Consider the following 18,382-nt stretch of genomic DNA (forward strand, 5'->3'; position numbering starts at 1 on the left):
GCTTGGAGGCCGTGCCGCCATCCTGCGGCTTTGCGCGGACAAGCACGCCGTATTCTTCCCTCGGGGTGGGGAGGAATGAGGGGTTGTGTTCGGGGAGATGTCGTTCGGGTCTGCTCTGCGTGGTCTGCGGCAGCGAGGCCGTTTGACGATGGAGGAGTTGGCCGAGGCGTCGGGTGTGAGTGTCCGGGCCATCGGTGATATGGAGCGGGGGCGCAGTCGGGTTCCGCAGCGGCGCACGGTGGTGGCGCTGGCGGATGGGCTGGGGCTCGCGGACGCGGAGCGGGAGGCGCTGCTGGCCGCGGCTCGGGCGGCGCGTCCGACGCGCGCGGTCGCGGCGGCGGGGACGGTTGTGCCGCCGCGATCGGTGGGGGACTTCACGGGGCGCGAACCGGAGCTGGCGCTCCTGCGGGAGGCGGCGGAACGAGCCCGTGCCGGCGGGGAGGTGTCGGTGTGGGTCGTCTCGGGTCCTCCGGGGTGCGGGAAGACGACTCTGGCGCTGAAGTCGGCAGCGGATCTGGCGGAGGAGTTCCCCGACGGGTGTTTCGTGGTGGACCTGCACGGGGTGGACGGCCCCGTGGACACGGGCGAGGCGCTGCTGAAGCTGTTGAAGGCCCTTGGCGTGTCGGACCGTCGGCTGGCGCACGAGGATCCACAGGGCCGCGCGGGGCTGCTGCGGGCGCTGTTGGGTGACCGCCGGTGCCTGGTGGTGTTGGACAACGCCCGCGACGAGGGGCAGGTCCGTGCGCTGCTGCCCGCGGGCGGGCGGAGTCTGGTGCTGGTCACCAGTCGGCGGCCCTTGACCGGGCTGGAGGATGTCGACCGCCTGGCGCTGTCGGAGATGGCGCAGGACGAGGCGGTCGATCTGCTGCGCCGGATCCTGGGCGAGGAGCGGGCGGACGCGGAAGCCGAGGCTGTGGCGCAGGTGGCGGAGCTGTGCGGGCGACTGCCATTGGCCTTGCGGGTGGCGGGAAACTGGCTGACGGTCCGTTCCGGATGGACCGTTGACCACCTGGTCCGGCGCCTGGCCGACGAAGAACGGCGACTGGGCGCGCTCGCCGCCGGCGATGTGCGGGTGGAGGCTGCATTCGAACTGTCCTACCGTCAGCTGACCGGTCAAGCCGCGCGGATGCTGCGGCTGCTGAGTCTGGTTCCGGGGCCGGACATGACCGCTGCCTACGGCGCCGCTCTGACCGCGACCGGCGTCTTCGAGGCCGAGGACGTGATGGAGGAGCTGGTCGAGGCCGGGCTGCTGCAGGCCACCTTTACCGGCCGCTACCAGCTGCACGACCTGCTGCGGCTGTTCGCCCGCGCCCGGCTGACCCGCGAGGAGGAACCCGGCGAGCGGGAAGCAGCCGACGAGCGGCTGCGCACCTGGCTGCTGGAGACGGCTGTGGTCGCCGGTCGCTGGTACAAGCCCAAGTACGGGGCGCCGCCGTCCTCCTGGCAAGGCCTGGCCCCGTTGGAGAGTGCCGAGCAGGCCCGTGCCTGGCTCCAGAGCGAAGCCCCCGCCTGGCTCGCTGCGCTGCGCAGCGCCGCCCACAGGGGTGAGCACACCCAGGTCGTGGAGACCACCTATGCCATGGAATGGTTCTGCGACCTGTGGGTCCACTGGGGACACTGGCCCGAAGTCTTCCGCTTGGCCGGCGAGGCCGCTACCGCGCTTGACGACCCGTACCTGCAGGCTTTCCACCTCAACATGTACTCCTGGGCCCTCTCCTGCGAATCCCGGTACAGGGAGGCCATCGAACGGGCCCACGAAGCGCTGGACTGCGCCCGCCGCGCCCAGGACGCTTCCCAGCAAGCCTCGGCACTGGCGCAGGCGGCATGGGCCCAATCGGAGCTCGGCGAGGCCCAGGAGGCCGCCGACACGTCGCTCGCCGCCATAGGCCTCTACGAAGAGGCCGACGACCGCGAGGGCTGGCTGGGTGCCATGTTCACCTACGGATCCTCCCTGCGCCTGCTCGGGCGTGCCGAGGAATCTCTGATCCAGCACAAGCGCATCATCACCTTCCTCGATGCGCCCGACTGCCCGGTGAGCGGGCACCTCGCCGACATCTACCGTGCCAACACGACCCGCGCGCTCGGTCGCGGCCACGCCGTCCTGCGGCGATGGCGCGAGGCCGCCGACCACTATCGCGATGCTGTGGTCCAGTCCAACCGCATCGGCATTCCCCACATAGAGGGCAGCACGCTACTGCATCTGGGAGAGGCCCTGATCGAACTGGGAGAAGCCGAGGAAGCCCGCTACTGCCTCCGTCAGGCCCTCGCCTTCGGTGACGCGGTCGACAGCAAGGACCTGAAGACCGCACAGAAGCTCCTGGACTCGTTCCCCGCAGAGTGAGTGGCGCCCGCCGCCGCGATGTGCCCTGGGCCCGGCGTCCCGCGGGGCTGCCGCCGGCCCGGACGATCAGGTCCTGACGTGCGGGTGCGCCGGTCCTGGGGCGGAGGGATCAACCGCGGTGCCGGTGCAGGGCGACGTGCACGGTGTCGAGGGCCTGGACGAGGGCGGCGCGGGCGGCGTCCGTATCGCGTAGCGGATCGAGCACCATGAAGCCGTGGATCGTCCCGTGGTAGCGCATGGAGACCACCGGTACGCCGGCCGCCCGGAGCTTAGTCGCGTACGCCTCGCCCTCGTCGCGTACCACGTCTGCCTCGCTGGTGACCACCAGTGCCGGAGGGAGTCCGGTGAGCTGTTCCAGGGATGCCCGCAGCGGTGATGCGGTGGCCTGGCTCCGCTGCCGTACGTCGGGCAGGTACTGGTCCCAGAACCAGCGCATGGTCTCGCGGCCGAGGAAGTAACCGTCGGCGAACTCCTGGTACGAGGGGGTGTCGAAGCCGGCGTCGGTGACCGGGCAGAGCAGCACCTGCTGCAGCAGCCGCACCCCTCCGCGCTCCTTGGCGAGCAGGGTCAGTGCCGCCACCAGGTTGCCGCCCGCCGAGTCGCCCACGGCGGCCATCCGGCTTCCGTCCAGGCCGATTTCGCCGCCTCGCTCGCAGATCCACCTGGCGACCGCGTAGCACTGCTCGACGGCGATCGGGTACCGCGCCTCGGGGGCGCGCTCGTACTCGACGAAGACCACGGCCGCGTCCGTGCCGAGGGCGAACGCGCGCACCAGACGTTCATGGGTGTCGGCGTCGCCCAGGGCCCAGCCCAACCCGTGGAGGAACAGCACGACGGGGATCTCGCCGACGCTGTCGGCGGGCCTGACCACCTGCACCCGTACGTGACCGGTCGGCCCGCCCGGCAGTGCGAACCACTCCGTGGAGGTGGCTTCCTCGTCGAGAGGGTCGGGGGCGTCCTTCCCCTGGAGACGCGCAAGGTCCAGACGGGCCTGTTCCAGGTCCGGGTCGTGCGCCGACGGTGGGCAGGTGTGCCGGGCCACGAATGCTCGGGTGGGGTGGTCCAGGACCGGGCGCCGAGCGGACGAAGGGACGAAGTCGGTCACACATGGTCTCCTGCCGAGAGGGCCTGAAGCGAAAGGGTGGTTCGGTGCACCGGGTCCTTGGTCGAGCGGCGGAACGCGGTGCGGCGGCTGTCGGGCCGGGGCACTGCCGCCGCAGGCACGGGGCGGCCGGCGCGGCTCCGAGCGGGGACCTTACCCGCTGGACGACGGGAGGTCAGCCCCCTGCCGGTCAGCACCGTGGAGATCGGCGGCGCCCATGGGGACGGTCCCGGGTGCCGAGGTGACCGCCGGGGACCGCCCGAGGTCGTCCTGGCCGGTGCGCAGGTTGCGCCATTCACGGGGGGAGACGCCGTAGGCGGCGCGGAAGGCCCGGCTGAAGTGGGCGGCGTTGACGAAGCCCCACCTCTGGGACACGGCGGACACGGTGGGGGCTGTCCTGCCGCGGCGGGCCAGTTCGCGGCCGCACTCCTCCAGGCGCCGTTGCCGGATGAGCCGGCCGACGGTGGTCCCCTCGCCTTCGAACAGTCGGTGCAGGTACCGGACGGAGATCCGGTGCTTCTGGGCGATGCGCTCCGGTGACAGGTCTGGGTCGCCCAGGTTCCGGTTGATGTGGTCGAGGACGCGCAGCATCAGATGGCCCCGTTCGTCCGCGTCCGTGCCGCCCGGGTGGGCCCGCTCCGCGATCAGAGTGGCGAACAGGTCGACGACATTGCCGGCCAACCGGTTCGCTACGGCCGGCGGGTAGCCGTCGGCCGAGGAAGAGGCCAGGGTGGCCAGGAACGGGAGCAGCATCGCGCCGAAGCCGTCCCCGGTGCCGATGGCGTTGCCCGTGACCTGCCGGATGTCGCTGTCCGACACGCCCAGCGTGCGGCGCGGAAGTTGGAAGACGTGCGTGGCGAACCGCTGCGGATAGTCGAAGGAGTACGGCCGGGTCGTGTCGTACATCACCAGGTCACCCTCACCCACCTCGGTCCGCCGGCCGTCCTGGTCGAACGTGGCCGTGCCGGATATCTGGACACCGACCGCCAGTAGCGCCTCGGACGACCTGGCGATCAGCGCCGGCGTGCGGCTGACCCGCTCCGCGTCGGCCTCCATGGTGGAGACTTGGAGATATCCGAGGCGTTCGGTGGCGATCCGGCCGTCGAACGGCCCGTCGCCCCGAGGGGCGACAGTCATCGGCACCAGCGTCCTGCTCACCGCTTCGTTCCAGTACGCGACCTTGTCCCGGTCAGGCACGGAGGCGGTCGTCAACACCAAGCTCAAATTGCTCTCCGGTCAGGGGAAGTGACTCCGGGGCTGCGACGGGCGGGAACAGGACGTTGCACCTCCCCGGAAGGCGGCGGCCGGTGCCCGGCAGGGCCGGACGTCTCGTCGTACGGGCAGCGACCTCGCTGGAGCGCAACCGGGCCACTTCGGCGGGACCCGGGTTCCCGCCCGCACTGAACAGCCAAGCAGCGGGCCGTTTCTGTCTCCAGGCAGAACCACAGGCAGGAATGGCGGGAGCCGACGGGCACGTCCGGTGCTGTGCGGTAGCTGAACAGCGCAGGGCACCGTGAGCGAGCATCCGATGGGAACTGCCGGCCCGCGTCGGGCTGGTCGGTCTCGACGAGTACGCCACTTGCAGGGCCGTCCTTGCGGCACCGTCCTCGTGGACGTCGAAACCCGCCGTCCGATCGATCTGCTCCCAGACCGGGCAGAACGCTGCGCTCATGGGCAAGGCGTAGTGCATGGCGCGACAACAGGCGGCGCTTCCCGGACCTTAGCGTGACGGCGTTCCGTGCCGCACAGAGGCGCGGACCAGCTACTTCGCATCGAGGAGACAACCCATGCCGTACATCACCGCGGGCCAGGAGAACACCACCGCCGTCGACCTGTACTACGAGGACCACGGCACCGGGCAGCCGGTCGTCCTCATCCACGGCTTCCCGCTCGACGGCCACTCCTGGGAGCGACAGACCGCCGCGCTGCTCGACGCCGGCTACCGCGTGATCACGTACGACCGCCGCGGATTCGGGCAGTCCTCCCAGCCGACGACCGGCTACGACTACGACACCTTCGCGGCCGACCTGAACACCGTGATGGAGACCCTCGACCTGAACGACGCCGTCCTCGTCGGCTTCTCCATGGGCACCGGCGAGGTCGCCCGCTACGTATCCACGTACGGCTCCGCCCGCGTCGCCAAGGTCGCCTTCCTGGCCTCGCTGGAGCCCTGCCTGCTCAAGACCGACGACAATCCCGACGGTGTCGCCCCCAAGGAGTTCTTCGACGGAGTCGTCGCCGCCGTCAAGGCCGACCGGTACGCCTACTACACGGCCTTCTTCAACGACTTCTACAACCTCGACGAGAACCTCGGCACCAGGATCAGCGCCGAAGCGGTGAGCAACAGCTGGAACGTCGCGGCCGGCGGCGGTTCCTTCGCAGCCGCGGCCGCGCCCTCCACCTGGTACACCGACTTCCGCGCCGACATCCCCGCCGTCGACGTCCCGGCGCTCATCCTGCACGGAACGGCCGACCGGATCCTCCCGGCCGAGGGAACGGCGCGCCCGTTCCACCAGATGCTCCCGTCCGCCGACTACGTGGAGATCGAGGGCGCCCCGCACGGCCTCCTGTGGACCCACGCGGAGGAGGTCAACACGGCCCTCCTCGCCGCTTCATCGAGGTCGAGTACAACCGCACCCGGCTCCGCAAGCACCCCAAGTACGGGTACGTCACACCCCTCGAAACCCGGAGCCTGCTGCAGCAAGACCTCACCCCCGCAGCGTAAACATCCGCTGTCCCGGTTCAGGGGGGAACTTCACACGGTGTACTCGATGATCCGCACCAGGTGTCCCCGGGGAGGCTGGGGCAGGGTGCGTCCGGCCGCGCGGGCCTGACCGTGGCGGATGTTCTCCGCGGGCGTTCTCATGATGGACAGGTAGGAGCCGTCGGAGAGCACTTGCAGCGGCACGAAGACCAGGTTCTTCTTGATCCGCCAGGCGAGGTGGGCGCCGGTGGCGCGGGCCAGGCCCCACAGTTCGTACCCGGCGAAGTTGCGGTCGGCCAGCAGTAGCATGTCCGGTCGCAGGGAGGCCAGCAGCCGGCGGGCGAGCTTGTGCTCGCTGAACTTGGCCACCGCGTCGAAGGCCGCATCGACCAGGGCATGGGTACCGCATTCGGTCAGGGCCATCAGGCGGACTTGCGGGTGTCCGCTCTGGTTGACACCGCCTTTGCCGGTGAAGCCGAACTCGGCCGCGTTCGCCGGGGTGTCGGGGACGTCCAGCGCGGTGCCGTCCCAGGCGACCAGCCGCAGCCCGAAGGCGAACGCGCCCGGAGCGAGAGGTGTGGCCAGCGTGCCGCGTCGCCGCTCGAACAGGGCCTGCAACGGTTTGTCGCCCAGCCGCTGCCGGGCTCTTGTCAGGGCGGAACTGGTGGGCAGGCGCTGCACACACAGGCCCGGCAGGTGCCGCAGCTTGTCGGTCAGCGTGCGCAGGACCGACCGGTATCCCGGCGGACCGGCACTGTCGGAGCTGCTGAACAGGCATAACGCCAGGACGAAGTAGACCACTGCCCGGGCCGGCAACAGCCGGCGGCGTCGCTCGCCGCAGCCGGTCAACTCCACGACCTCGTCCACCAGTCCCGGGCTGATCTCTTCGGTCAACACGCCGAGCCGGACATGCTCGCCAAAGCGCTGATCCGGCGGCGCCACCAGCCCGTTCAACGGGGCCTGGCCGCCCTCGGCGATGGCAGACGGCATGCGGACGATGGCACACTGAGCACCCAACGGAGTTCCCTCGCGGACAGTCGGATCTTGGTCGATCTTCTGTCCTACCGGGAACTTTTTGCCGTGTCCCGGCCTCCGCTGACACATCACCAGAAGTGACGGATCACGCAACATCACCAGGGGATATTCCCACCCAAATCCCGCACCATCATGTGCCTGACCTGCATCAACGTGCTAACTCACCGGCATTGTCCTGACCTGGAACGATAGGACTTGTCGAGGGTCCAGATCGTGCCGTGGAAAGAAGCACTTCTCAGGTGAGGAAGCGTATCGGGTCGTACGCGCGTGTCCGCGTTGAGGGCAGCGGTCGTGGAGTGGTCTCGCAGGTCGGGTCCGTGCTACTGGTGGAGACGGTCCGCAAGACGGGCTTGGATACTGCGGTATCGGCGGCTCTGGCACCCTGGCGCAAGCCGCGGGCAGTGCACGATCCCGGGAAGATCCTGCTGGATTTGGTGCTCGCGGTCGCCCTCGGCAGCGACTGCCTGGCCGACATCGGCATGCTGCGGGCCGAGCCGGCCGTGTTCGGGCCGGTGGCCTCGGACCCGACAGTCTCCCGGCTGATGGACACGCTCGCAGCCGGTGGGCAAAGCGCCTTGAACGCGATCCGCAGCGCCCGGTCCCAAGTGCGCCAGCACGTATGGAAGATGGCCGGGCAGACGGCGCCGGATGCGACCGGCTCTGTGACCGTGGACCTGGACGGCGTCCTGGTGATCGCGCACTCCGACAAGGAAGACACGGCTGCGACCTGGAAGAAGACCTTCGGTCACCACCCGCTGATGGGCTTCGTCGACCACGGCACGGGCGGGACCGGAGAGCCGGTGGCCGCTCTGCTGAGGCCCGAGAACGCGGGCAGCGACACCGCCGCCGATCACATCACCACCACCCAACTGGCCCTGGTCCAGCTGCCCAAGTCCTATCGGCGCGGGCGCCGGACACTGATCCGCACCGACTCCGCGGGCGGCACCCACGATCGGCTTGGCGGTTGGCGATCAAGGTGGCCCTTTCGCCCACGGCAGACGAGAAAGAACCTCAAGGGACTGGAACCCTTTCTGGGGCTATTTCAACGTACAATATCCCCGGGAACAGGGCCTGCCAGCGGCTCGCCGGGCGGAACTTGAGGAGTCTGTTGTTTTGCCCCGTGCTCTCCGACCTGTTCAAGAAGAGACCCAGTCGTCCTTGCTCCGGGGCGGCCAGCGCCTGGTCCACGCAAACTTAATCGGTGAAAGGCGCAGTTTTGTCCGTCCTTCATTCGTTTTTCTGTGCTGCCGGCCTCTTCGCCGAGGGCTTTGTGCGACGGCGGTACAGCCCGGATCGTCGCACCCTCGCTGGCGTATTCGAAAGCTTGGATTGGTGAGCCACTCGATTACACCGCAGCTCGGTCGGGCGGAACGCGCTGTCACCGTGAGACCCCAACGCCTCTGCGGGGTAAATCTATTGGTTAAGGCCAGGTGGGCATCAGGCGCTTGCGCGTCTACCGGTTAGCACCGCTGACGGCGGACGAGGGCGTCTCTGAGGGGGCGAGCGCAACATAGTCGACGATCGCCGGTTAGCCAAACCGGCGATCGTGACGACCATTGAGGGTGTTCGCAGCGGCTGTGCTTGGCGGTGGAGTCGTTCGAACACTACGGCCCTTCATGTCGGCGCCTTGCAGCCCCGCAATTGACAGCGCCTGCCCATCAGCCGTGACGGGATGGGTGCAAGTTGCGCGCTGCCGCTTCGGCGGCCGACAAATCTGGAATCCCCGAGGAAACATCAATGGCTCGTCCACCTGCACTCAAGCTCGCCGAGGTTCTAGCGGAAATCCGGATGAGCCCATCGGCCTTCTACCGCCTACGCACTCGCGGTCAGGTACCCCGAATGATCAAGCTGCCCAATGGTGAATTGCGCTGTCGCCGCGCCGACCTGGACACGTGGTGGGAGGCGTGTGAAAGGGATACGCCTGTATGGCGATGAGTTACAAGGTCCGGTTCTGGGAGATCCGCGAGCGGCCAGATCGGCGCAAGGGATTTGAGGTCCGATGGACGGTTAGTGGACGTGAGAAGTCCGAGTCCTTTCTCACCAAAGGGCTCGCGGAGAGTCGGCGCGCCAAACTGATGACCGCCGCCCGTGACGGCGAACCCTTCGACACCCAGTCAGGTCTGCCGGCCTCCGAAATCCGGGCCTTGAAGCAGCGGACCATTTGGTACGTTCTGGCCCGGGAGTACATCGAGCAACGGTGGGACCGGACCCCAGGAAATACGCGCCGCACCCTTGCAGACGCCTTGGCGACTATCACTCCGGCCTTCGTTGAGCCAGGGGCCGTGTACCGTGCGCCTCGCGTACTGAGACGCGCGCTGTACTCGTGGGCCTTCAACAAGAATGCCTGGAACGCGGATGCCCGGGAGGAGTGGCAGGCCGCATTGGACTGACTGCAGCGCCACTCGCTGCCTGTCAGCGAGTTGGAGGAGCCGGACGTACTGCGGCGGGGGCTCGACGCCTTGTGCCGGAAGGTCGACGGGGCGGCTGCTGCCGCGAAGACCGTGAACCGGAAGAAGGCTGCGGTCAACGAGGTGTTCGGAGTAGCCGTCGAGCGCGGATACTTCGCTCAGAACCCGCTGAACGGCCTTCGCTGGACGGCGCCGGAAGTCGCTGACGAAGTCGATCCCGACTGCGTGCCGAACCCGGCTCAGGTCGCCCGACTGCTTGCCGCCGTCAAGGCGCTACCGGGCCGGGCCCTCACCTGTACGCCTTCTTCGGCTGCATGTACTACGCCGCCATGCGTCCGGCGGAGGTCATCCACCTGCAGAAATCTCAGTGCCGCCTGCCAACGAGCGGCTGGGGACTTCTGAACCTGAAGGGTGGAGTGGTGACTGCAGGTAAGGAGTGGACGGATCACGGCGCTGTCCATGAGGTCCACTCCCTGAAACGGCGAGCAGCCAAGGCCACGCGGCCGGTTCCTGTCCCACCAGTGCTCGTCCGCATGTTGCGCGAGCACATACGAACCTTTGGAGTGGCACCCGACGGACGTCTCTTCCGCAACGCAGCGGGGAACTACATCGATGCCTCGGCGTACGGCATTACCTGGGGGTGAGCGCGTGACGTCGCTCTCACCCTTGACGAGCACGCCCTTGAGCCGGCGAAGCGCCCCTATGACCTGCGCCACGCCGGCATCTCGTTCTGGTTGGCCTCCGGAGTCGACCCCGCCGAGTGCGCGCGCCGAGCCGGACAAAGCATCCAGGTCCTCTTCCGCTACTACGCCAAGTTCCTGGCCGAAGCGCGGAACCATGCGAACCGGCTGATCGAGGAGTCCATGCAGCGGTGGGAGACGCCGACGGGCGACGCGGAGGGCGACTGAGCGGGACCTTGGCCCGGAAATGCCCCGGAACAGCTGGTCAGATCTGGGATACCGATGGGAGATATCAGGAGTAAGGGCGCGTATCGCCTTACCATTTGGCCGTGTGCTGTGGAGGGCGCCTGACGGGTATCTTGCCTGGTCAGGCGCCCTTTTTCTGCGTCTAGAAGAAGCCAAGCTTCTTCGGCGAGTACGACACCAGGAGGTTTTTCGTCTGCTGATAGTGCTCCAGCATCATCTTGTGGTTCTCGCGGCCGATCCCCGACTGCTTGTAGCCGCCGAAGGCGGCGTGTGCCGGGTACGCGTGGTAGCAGTTCGTCCAGACCCTGCCTGCCTGGATGGCTCGGCCGGCCCGGTACGCGGTGTTGATGTCGCGGGTCCATACGCCCGCGCCGAGGCCGTAGAGCGTGTCGTTCGCCGTTCTGATCGCGTCGTCGAAGTCCGAGAAGGAGGTGACCGCCACGACCGGGCCGAAGATCTCCTCCTGGAAGACCCGCATCCGGTTGTCGCCCTCGAAGATCGTCGGCTGGACGTAGTAGCCGCCGGCCAGCTCCCCGTCGTACTCGATCCGCTGACCGCCCGTGAGGACCTTCGCCCCCTCCTGCTGGCCGATGTCCAGGTACGAGAGGATCTTCTGCAATTGGTCGTTGGAGGCCTGTGCACCGATCATCGTGTCCGTGTCCAGCGGGTGCCCCGGCACGATCTTCTCGGTGCGTGCGATGCCCGCCTCCAGGAATTCGCTGTAGTGGCCGCGCTGGATCAGCGCGCGTGACGGACAGGTGCAGACCTCGCCCTGGTTGAGGGCGAACATGGTGAAGCCTTCGAGGGCCTTGTCGCGGAAGTCATCGTCCGCGTTCCACACGTCGTCGAAGAAGATGTTCGGCGACTTGCCGCCCAGTTCGAGTGTCACCGGCTTGATGTTCTCGGAGGCGTACTGCATGATCAGCCGCCCGGTGGTGGTCTCACCCGTGAAGGCGATCTTCGCGACGCGCGGGCTGGAGGCGAGTGGTTTGCCGGCCTCCGCGCCGAAGCCGTTGACGACGTTGACGACGCCGGGCGGCAGGAGGTCGGCCACCAGCTTCAGCCATACGTGGATGGAGGCCGGGGTCTGTTCGGCCGGTTTGAGGACCACCGCGTTGCCCGCGGCGAGCGCCGGGGCCAGCTTCCAGGTCGCCATCAGGATGGGGAAGTTCCACGGGATGATCTGTGCGACGACGCCCAGCGGCTCGTGGAAGTGATAGGCGACCGTGTCGTCGTCGAGCTCGCTGAGCGACCCCTCCTGGGCGCGGAGCGCACCGGCGAAGTAGCGGAAGTGGTCGATGGCCAGCGGGATGTCGGCGGCCAGGGTCTCCCGCACCGGCTTGCCGTTGTCCCAGCTCTCCGCGACCGCCAGCTCCTCCAGGTGCGCCTCCATCCGGTCGGCGATCCTGTTCAGGACCGAGGCGCGGTCTCCTGCCGCGGTGGCTCCCCAGGCGGGGGCCGCCGCGTGGGCCGCGTCCAGGGCCCGTTCGACGTCCTCGGCACCGCCACGGGCGATCTCGGTGAAGGGGCGGCCGTTGACAGGGCTGGGGTTCTCGAAGTACTGGCCACGGGCGGGCGGGACGTAGGCGCCGCCGATCCAGTGGTCGTAGCGGGACTCGTACGAGACGATGGCGCCCTCGGTGCCCGGCGCAGCGTAACGGGTCATCTCTGTGGCCTCCCGGATCCGTGCCGTCCGCCCTTGGACGGCCCTCGGCGTGAGGATAGGCGCTGCCACGTTGCAACCCCGTTGCGGCGAAACGCGGCTACCGCCGCTCGGCGTCCAGGGCTCGCGCCCTGGCGAGGAGCGCGGGGCGCTGCCTTGCGGGTACGGCCGCCGCGAGCGCCCGCCAGACCTGGAGGTCGTCCTCGCCCCAAGGGCTGTACGCCCAGTCGGCCAGCAGCCCCGGGTCAGCGCGCGCGATCAGCGCCGCCCGCAGCTGCCCGTTGAGCCGGCCCCGCAGGCGGACGACCGAGGGCGCTTGCGAGCCGGGCAGCAGCGGGCCCGGGTAGGCGCTGAGCGCCGCCGCGACCGCGCCGGACGCCAGCCTGCGCGCCACCGTGTCGAAATCGGCGTCGACCGGCGCGGCGAGACGGTAGGGGCGGGAGGACAGCAGGTCGGGGCCGAGCAGCCGCCGCAGCCGGGAGAGCTCGGCCCGCAGGGTCACCGGAGTCACCGACTCGTCCTCGTAAAGCTCGACGAGGAGTTCGTCGCCGCCGAGGCCCTCGGGGTGGCGGGCCAGCGTCACCAGGATCTCACTGTGCCGTCTGCTGAGCCGGAACTTGCGGCCTTTTGTGACCAGCAGTGCCTCGTCCCGCCCGAGCGCACTGAGCCGGATGGTCCCGCCGTCGGGTGGGCGTGTACGCAGGGCGAGTTGCGATTCGGCGGCGCGTGCCACCGCCTGTACGAACGCCAGGCTGTGCGGATGCGCCAGTCGGTTTCCACCGGTGATGTCCACGGCGCCCAGGACCCGCCCCGTGTGCGGGTCGTGGAGCGGTGCCGCCGCGCAGGTCCACTGCTGGACCGGTCGCAGGAAGTGCTCGGCCGCGAAGACCTGTACCGGTCGGTCCACGGCGATGGCCGTACCCGGCGCGTTCGTCCCGGCCACCGACTCGGCCCAGCAGGCGCCCTCCACGAAGTTCATCCGGTCCGCGGCCTGACGGGTCGACGCGTGCCCTTCGACCCACAGCAGTCTGCCGTGCGCGTCGCACACCGCGAGGAGGTGTTCCCCGTCCATCGCGTACGCGCTCATCAGCTCACGGATCAACGGCATCGCGGGGGCCAGGGGATGCCCGTCCCGGTACGGCCCCAGATCGTCCGCGCCCAGCTCGACCAGGGCAGCGCCGTCCGGGCTGACGCGTGCCCGTGCCGAGCGCCGCCACGACTCGCCGACCACCGGTCGCACCGGCCGCTCCAGCCGCCCGGCCGTGGTGAACACCTCGTGCGCGTGCCGCAGTTGGCCGAGCCGTACGCCGGGATCCGTATCGGCTGTCAGGGCCACCCAGGGGTCCGTCAACTCACTCTCCCGTCCAGGTGCGTCGTGCCCGTCCCATCGTGGCCGCAGTCGACGCCTGCGACAACCGGGGTGCGGAGAGTGAGCGGACGTGACGGCGAAGACGCGTCAGCCGGCGGAGTGCAGATTGACGAGCCGGATGTAGCGCACCCAGTCCCAGTTCGGGCCGGGATCCGTGTGGTCGGTGCCCGGGACCTGGACGTGGCCGAGAATGTGCGCGCGGTCCTTGGGGACGTTGTAGCGGTCGCAGACCGATGCGGTCAGCAGCGCCGACTTCTCGTACATGGCGTTGGTGAAGTAGGAGGGCTGGTCCACCCAGCCCTCGTGCTCGATCCCGATGCTGCGCGTGTTGTAGTCCCAGTTGCCCGCATGCCAGGCGATGTTCTGTTCCCGGACGCACTGGGCGACATAGCCGTCCGCCGAGCGCACCACATAGTGCGCGGATACCTGTTTCGCCGGATTCTGGAAGATCCCGATCGTGTTCGAAAAGGTTTCCTGGGTGACATGGATGATCACATACTGGACCGGATAGGCCGAAGGGCGGCTCGACGCCGTGTAGTTGGACGTCGATGCGGGGGTCCAGTGGGCGAGCGGATAGTCCGTGTCGCCTGCCGCTGTGGCAGCCGCGGCGCGGGCGGAGGCCGGGATCAGCGCGGCAGCCGCCGTCGCCGCGGCGCCCTGAAGAATCCTTCTGCGATGCATGAACACTCCTGTGCGTGGGGGGAGGGACGAGGGGCGGGTGGTGGGGTCATGGGCTGGACAGCAGTGTCGCCGTCTCCCGCAGATGGTGGTGGAGTCCGCGATGGGGATCACCCGCGGGCAGCCACTCCTTGCGGATCTTCGCCACGCAGGTGTAGTTGGTGTCGCACACATTGGCCAACGGCGCCTCGCCGGCCTGGCTGACGAGCTGATAGGCGTCGAGTTCGGAGAGTCCGTAGTCGCGCGCCACCCACCGCACGAGGTCCAACTGCGAGATCCGGAAGGCGTCTTCGAGGGGACGCGCGGAACCGGTCGACATCAGATGGGTGTCGGACTCGATGCGCGGCCACGGAGTCGTGACGCCCTTCAGCAGCTCGACGAGCACCACCGTGTTCATCGCACTCTCCACGGCGACCCCGCAGGTCTCGCCCTCGCCCTGACGGGCATGACCGTCGCCGAGGCTCAGCAGCGCCCCCTCGACGTTGACGCCCAGGTAGCAGGTGACGCCCGCCCTCATCTCCGGGGTGTCCATGTTGCCGCCGTGTGCGTCGGGCACCAAGGCCGACCGGACCTCCAGATTCGCCGGCGCCACCCCGACCGTGCCGTGCATCGGATCCATCGGCAGCTCCACCTGGACGTCACTGTCCCGGGCGCTGAACAGACAGGTGCGGCGTGCCCGGTCGAGCTGCCACATCCACACCACCTCGGGCAGCGGATCCTGCAGCGACGCGGTGGTGTGCGTGGAGGTGAGCGCCCCGAAGAGCGGAACGGTCGTCGAGGCGGCCCAGTCCCTGGCCGGTTCGACGGACACGAAGTGCACCGCGACGGTGTCACCGGGCTCCGCACCCACCACATGGAAGGGTCCGGTCTGCGGGTTGAGAAAGGGGAACTCGCAGACTTCGGAGACCAGGTCCTCCTCGGAACGCACCCGTCCTGCGAAGCAGTCCTCGGTGTACACGGCGAGGAACGTCCCCGGCTCGATGCGGGCGACCGGGGCCGCTCCGCCGAAGGTCCAGGCGTACTCGCCCTCCTTGGGCCGGACGGTCAGGATTCGGGGGTCGTTCATCGCTGTGCCGCTCCTGTCCGGGGTTCCCCGGCCGGCTCCAGGGCGTCGTCAAGATGGATCCGTCCGGTCTGTGCCACCCGCTCCGGATGTCTGCGCAGCAGCACCACCAGTACAACGATTCCGATCAGCATCCAGACACCGACGACCGGACCGGCGTAAGAGACGGGCGCGCTCAGCTCGGAGACGAAGTCGAAGGCCGGGATTCCGGCGGCTGTCAACAGCGCGGGCACGAACGCCGCTGTGCCCAATGCCGGGAAGAGCAGATGGAGTACGGGGTTGAACGTGTCCCGCCGCCGTCGCAGGAAGTACCCGGCGCAGGAGAGGTTCACGATGATGTACACACCGATGATCAACATGACGATCACGTGGCCAGCAGAACGAAGGCCGTCACCGGGTCGTAGGCGAACCCCAGTCCGAGTGTCGCGCCCACCGCGATCACGAACTGCACGGCCACGCCGGTGACGGGGGAGCGGCGGCGGGGGTGCAGTTGTGCGAACGCCCGTGGGAAGACCCCGATCCGGCCGAGGGCGAACGCCGTCCGGGTCGAGACGGTGGCACAGGCGTTGGCGTTGGCCACCGTCGAGTTGACCACGGCGAGGAAGAGCAGCACCCAGAACAACCCGAACGAGGCGCGTGCCACGCCTTCCCAGGACGCCGCTCCCGAAGCCCCGAATCCGGCGAACCTGTCGGGCCCGAAGTACACGGACATCGCATAGGTGGTGAGGACGTACACCAGGCCGATGGAGAGTGCCGCACCGAGCACCGCACGCCGCATGGTGCGCCGCGGGTTCTTCGTCTCCTCGGCAAGCGGTGCCGCGGCCTCGAATCCGGCGAAGGCCAGTACGGTGCAGACCGACCCCGCGAAGATCCCGCTGATGCCGTCGAACCCGTCCGCGGTGTGCGAAGTGCCGAACACCGAGAGCGTGTTGTCCGAGCCGGCCTGTCCGATGAGCAGTACGGCGAAGGCGACGAAGACGAGCACCTCGAAGATCCCGAGCACGGTTCCGAACCGGGCGGAGGCCCGTACGCCGAAATACCCGGCGAGCGCGATGACCGCCGCGCCGAACAGCGACCAGGGCCACCACAGGTGTGCCGGATGGGACGACCACTCCTGGTGCAGGGTGCCCGCTGTCGTGAAGCCGAGCTGGAGCAGCAGCAGTGCGGGGACCAGAGCCTCCACGAAGACATAGCCCCAGCCGACGAGAAAGCCGATGGCCGGGTGCAGGCCTTGCGCGGAGTACGTGGCGACCGAACCGGCGGCGGGCAGATGACGCGCCAGTTCCGCGACGCACGACGCGGTGAACAGACAGGCGATCAGTGCCACGACCACGGAGAGCGGCAGACTCCCGCCCGCGAACGCGGCCCCGGAGGGAATGGAAGCGGCGATGGCTGCGGCCGGCGCCATCGCCGTGATGCTCTGGAAGAGGACCTCGCGCAGCCCGACGGCATCACGTAACAGTCCGCTGCTCGAATCCCCCGACACCCTTGTGGCTCGCTTTGTCCGATGATCGGAAGGTGCTGTCCGATGTGCGGCTCAGCTTCTCGCGCGCCCCACCGTACGGGCGTCACGCGGGCGGCGGAAGACGGCAGGAGCCCGGAATCGGGTACGCGGACGGGGAAGTCGGCGGAACGCACGGCGACGGCGGCACGGGAGCATGTGCCCCCGTACCGCCGGGCGGGAGCGCGGTCAGCCGTGCAGCGGGCGCGGCAGCTTCAGCAGCGTCACCGACGTGTCGATGCCACTGTCGACCAGCCGGCCGTTCGCGTCGAACGCCTCGGCGCCGTCGGTCATCCCGAAGTCGTTGTCGTTGATGAGGGCGAGCGTGTCCCGGCCCGTCACCGCCACGCCCTCGACCTTCCCCGGCACACCCGTGACCTCGCCCAGGTCGACGACCAGGCTCTTGCGGAGCGTCGGTACACCCGACGCCGAGGGGTCGGAAAGCTCCTCGTAGGAGGGTGACGTCATCGGGTCGTCCCAGGCGGAACCAAGAATTCCGGAGCCGCGGGGGAGCGTCACCCGGTGCAGCCGCGCCACCCTGTCCGTGCGTTCCTCGACCAGGAGCCCGTCGCGGCCGACCGCGACGACCGAGGAGATCTTCAGTTCGGAGGTGTCGTCCTCGCCGGGGTCCACGACATCGACCGGGTCGAACCGGTAGGCGTACTCCGCCGTGACCGCGCGCTTCTTCGTCGAGAAGCGCAGCAGCCGCACATTGCGCGACGACTCGCCCGCGTCCTGGTCGGGCAGCGAGAGCGGGCTCTGCACCGCCATCACCAGGTCACCACCCGGCAGCAGGGCCAGCCCCTCGAACCCACGGTTGATCCTGCGGTTCAGAAGCACGCCGGGCAGCGCCTCGACCACCGGATAGTCGGCGCCCGTCAGCCCGAGCCCCTGCGGGACGTAGCGTGTCAGCACCCGGCCGCGGGCCGAGACATGGACCAGGGAGGGACCGTACTCGTCCACGAGCCAGAACGTGCCGTCGGCGGCCCGGACGATGCCTTCGGTGTCCAGGCCGTTCGGGTCGTACGCGAGCGGTGTCTTCGCATCGTACGTGTACGGAGCCTCGTCACGGCCCCGCTGGTTCGGCAGACCGGTGACGGCGGCACCGGAGCGGGTGGTCAGCGCAATGGCCCGCAGCACCTCGATGTGCTTGCCGCTGACCCGGATCCTGACGATCGCCGGGTCGAAGCCCGGGACCGGGAAGGTGCGCCGCTTCTTTCCGTCGATCTTGATCTGGCCGTTGGGGCCGCGGTCCGTCACCGTCCAGAACTCGCCCTTGCGGCCCGCCGGGTAGAGGTCGCTGCCGATGCCGCCGAGCATCACGCCGCGGTCGTCGGCGACCGTCCCGGGGAGCAGCCCGTTGCTGAAACCGGCGAGCGGGATGTCAGGGAGCACGGCGCTCCCGATGACCCGAGCGGTGGGTTCCTGGTGCTCGTGCCGGTCCGGCGCGCCCGTCGCCGTCCCGGCGGCACACACCGTTGCGAGCAGGGCGAGCGGCAGCCCGACGGCGAGCGAACGACGGACAACACGCTTGGACATGGGGCCTCCTGAAGCACGAACAGCTCGGACGGCCGTCAGGTTCCGCCCTCACC

14 protein-coding genes and 2 pseudogenes are annotated in these 18,382 nt (G+C 68.9%); 6 read left to right on the plus strand and 10 right to left on the minus strand.

The window, feature by feature from the left end; all coding sequences use genetic code 11:
* The first annotated feature begins 97 nt into the window (after window positions 1-97).
* Complete coding sequence (locus tag ABZ826_RS29710) at window positions 98-2,341, plus strand: NB-ARC domain-containing protein (protein WP_361454910.1); 2,244 nt, start codon at window positions 98-100, stop codon at window positions 2,339-2,341.
* Between the two features lie 109 nt (window positions 2,342-2,450).
* On the opposite strand, the gene ABZ826_RS29715 is transcribed toward ABZ826_RS29710, so the two are convergent.
* Together ABZ826_RS29715 and ABZ826_RS29720 are read right to left on the minus strand one after the other, a co-directional pair.
* Entirely contained in the window at window positions 2,451-3,446 is a 996-nt protein-coding gene (locus ABZ826_RS29715; protein ID WP_361454913.1) for an alpha/beta hydrolase, read from the minus strand.
* 150 nt (window positions 3,447-3,596) lie between these two features.
* Window positions 3,597-4,640, minus strand: a complete 1,044-nt coding sequence (locus ABZ826_RS29720) for a helix-turn-helix domain-containing protein (protein WP_361454916.1) — start codon at window positions 4,638-4,640, stop codon at window positions 3,597-3,599.
* A gap of 590 nt (window positions 4,641-5,230) precedes the next feature.
* On the opposite strand from ABZ826_RS29720, the pseudogene ABZ826_RS29725 reads away from it, so the two are divergent.
* Window positions 5,231-6,064, plus strand: a pseudogene (locus tag ABZ826_RS29725) (alpha/beta hydrolase); the annotation flags it as partial.
* A gap of 134 nt (window positions 6,065-6,198) precedes the next feature.
* Here ABZ826_RS29725 and ABZ826_RS29730 read toward each other — a convergent pair.
* Window positions 6,199-7,137, minus strand: coding sequence for an IS4 family transposase (locus tag ABZ826_RS29730; RefSeq protein ID WP_361454919.1), 939 nt, complete (start codon window positions 7,135-7,137; stop codon window positions 6,199-6,201).
* 284 nt (window positions 7,138-7,421) lie between these two features.
* On the opposite strand from ABZ826_RS29730, the pseudogene ABZ826_RS29735 reads away from it, so the two are divergent.
* The 4 genes and pseudogenes from ABZ826_RS29735 to ABZ826_RS29750 all read left to right on the plus strand — a co-directional run.
* Window positions 7,422-8,132: pseudogene (locus ABZ826_RS29735) on the plus strand (transposase); the annotation flags it as partial.
* Window positions 8,133-8,919: 787 nt separating this feature from the next.
* Window positions 8,920-9,117, plus strand: a complete 198-nt coding sequence (locus ABZ826_RS29740) for a helix-turn-helix domain-containing protein (RefSeq protein ID WP_361454922.1) — start codon at window positions 8,920-8,922, stop codon at window positions 9,115-9,117.
* Window positions 9,108-9,572 carry a hypothetical protein gene (locus ABZ826_RS29745; protein WP_361454925.1) on the plus strand — a complete coding sequence of 155 codons (465 nt, stop codon included), beginning with the start codon at window positions 9,108-9,110 and terminating at the stop codon, window positions 9,570-9,572. The genes ABZ826_RS29740 and ABZ826_RS29745 overlap by 10 nt, the downstream gene beginning before the upstream one ends.
* A 752-nt stretch (window positions 9,573-10,324) precedes the next feature.
* On the plus strand, window positions 10,325-10,498 hold the full coding sequence (locus tag ABZ826_RS29750) for an integrase (RefSeq protein WP_361454928.1): 174 nt from the start codon (window positions 10,325-10,327) through the stop codon (window positions 10,496-10,498).
* A gap of 160 nt (window positions 10,499-10,658) precedes the next feature.
* Here ABZ826_RS29750 and ABZ826_RS29755 read toward each other — a convergent pair whose 3' ends face one another.
* From ABZ826_RS29755 to ABZ826_RS29785, 7 genes are all read right to left on the minus strand, one after another.
* The gene (locus tag ABZ826_RS29755) at window positions 10,659-12,182 is read right to left on the minus strand and encodes an aldehyde dehydrogenase family protein (protein WP_361454931.1); all 1,524 of its coding nucleotides are present in this window, start codon (window positions 12,180-12,182) and stop codon (window positions 10,659-10,661) included.
* Window positions 12,183-12,279: 97 nt separating this feature from the next.
* Window positions 12,280-13,530: a GAF domain-containing protein gene (locus ABZ826_RS29760; protein ID WP_361454934.1), complete on the minus strand. Its 1,251-nt coding sequence runs from the start codon at window positions 13,528-13,530 to the stop codon at window positions 12,280-12,282.
* Between the two features lie 105 nt (window positions 13,531-13,635).
* Window positions 13,636-14,229 (minus strand): peptidoglycan recognition family protein, encoded by a 594-nt coding sequence (locus ABZ826_RS29765; protein WP_361454937.1) that lies wholly within the window; start codon window positions 14,227-14,229, stop codon window positions 13,636-13,638.
* Window positions 14,230-14,275: 46 nt separating this feature from the next.
* Window positions 14,276-15,292, minus strand: coding sequence for an acetamidase/formamidase family protein (locus ABZ826_RS29770; RefSeq protein WP_361454940.1), 1,017 nt, complete (start codon window positions 15,290-15,292; stop codon window positions 14,276-14,278).
* Window positions 15,289-15,657 (minus strand): hypothetical protein, encoded by a 369-nt coding sequence (locus ABZ826_RS29775; protein WP_361454943.1) that lies wholly within the window; start codon window positions 15,655-15,657, stop codon window positions 15,289-15,291. The genes ABZ826_RS29770 and ABZ826_RS29775 overlap by 4 nt, the downstream gene beginning before the upstream one ends.
* Window positions 15,654-16,697 (minus strand): APC family permease, encoded by a 1,044-nt coding sequence (locus ABZ826_RS29780; RefSeq protein WP_361454946.1) that lies wholly within the window; start codon window positions 16,695-16,697, stop codon window positions 15,654-15,656. Before ABZ826_RS29780 ends, ABZ826_RS29775 begins: the two co-directional genes overlap by 4 nt.
* A 282-nt stretch (window positions 16,698-16,979) precedes the next feature.
* Window positions 16,980-18,329 carry an esterase-like activity of phytase family protein gene (locus tag ABZ826_RS29785; protein WP_361454949.1) on the minus strand — a complete coding sequence of 450 codons (1,350 nt, stop codon included), beginning with the start codon at window positions 18,327-18,329 and terminating at the stop codon, window positions 16,980-16,982.
* Window positions 18,330-18,382: the final 53 nt, after the last annotated feature.

The sequence above is a fragment of the Streptomyces sp. NPDC047515 genome, assembly GCF_040643055.1.
Lineage (GTDB): Bacteria > Actinomycetota > Actinomycetes > Streptomycetales > Streptomycetaceae > Streptomyces.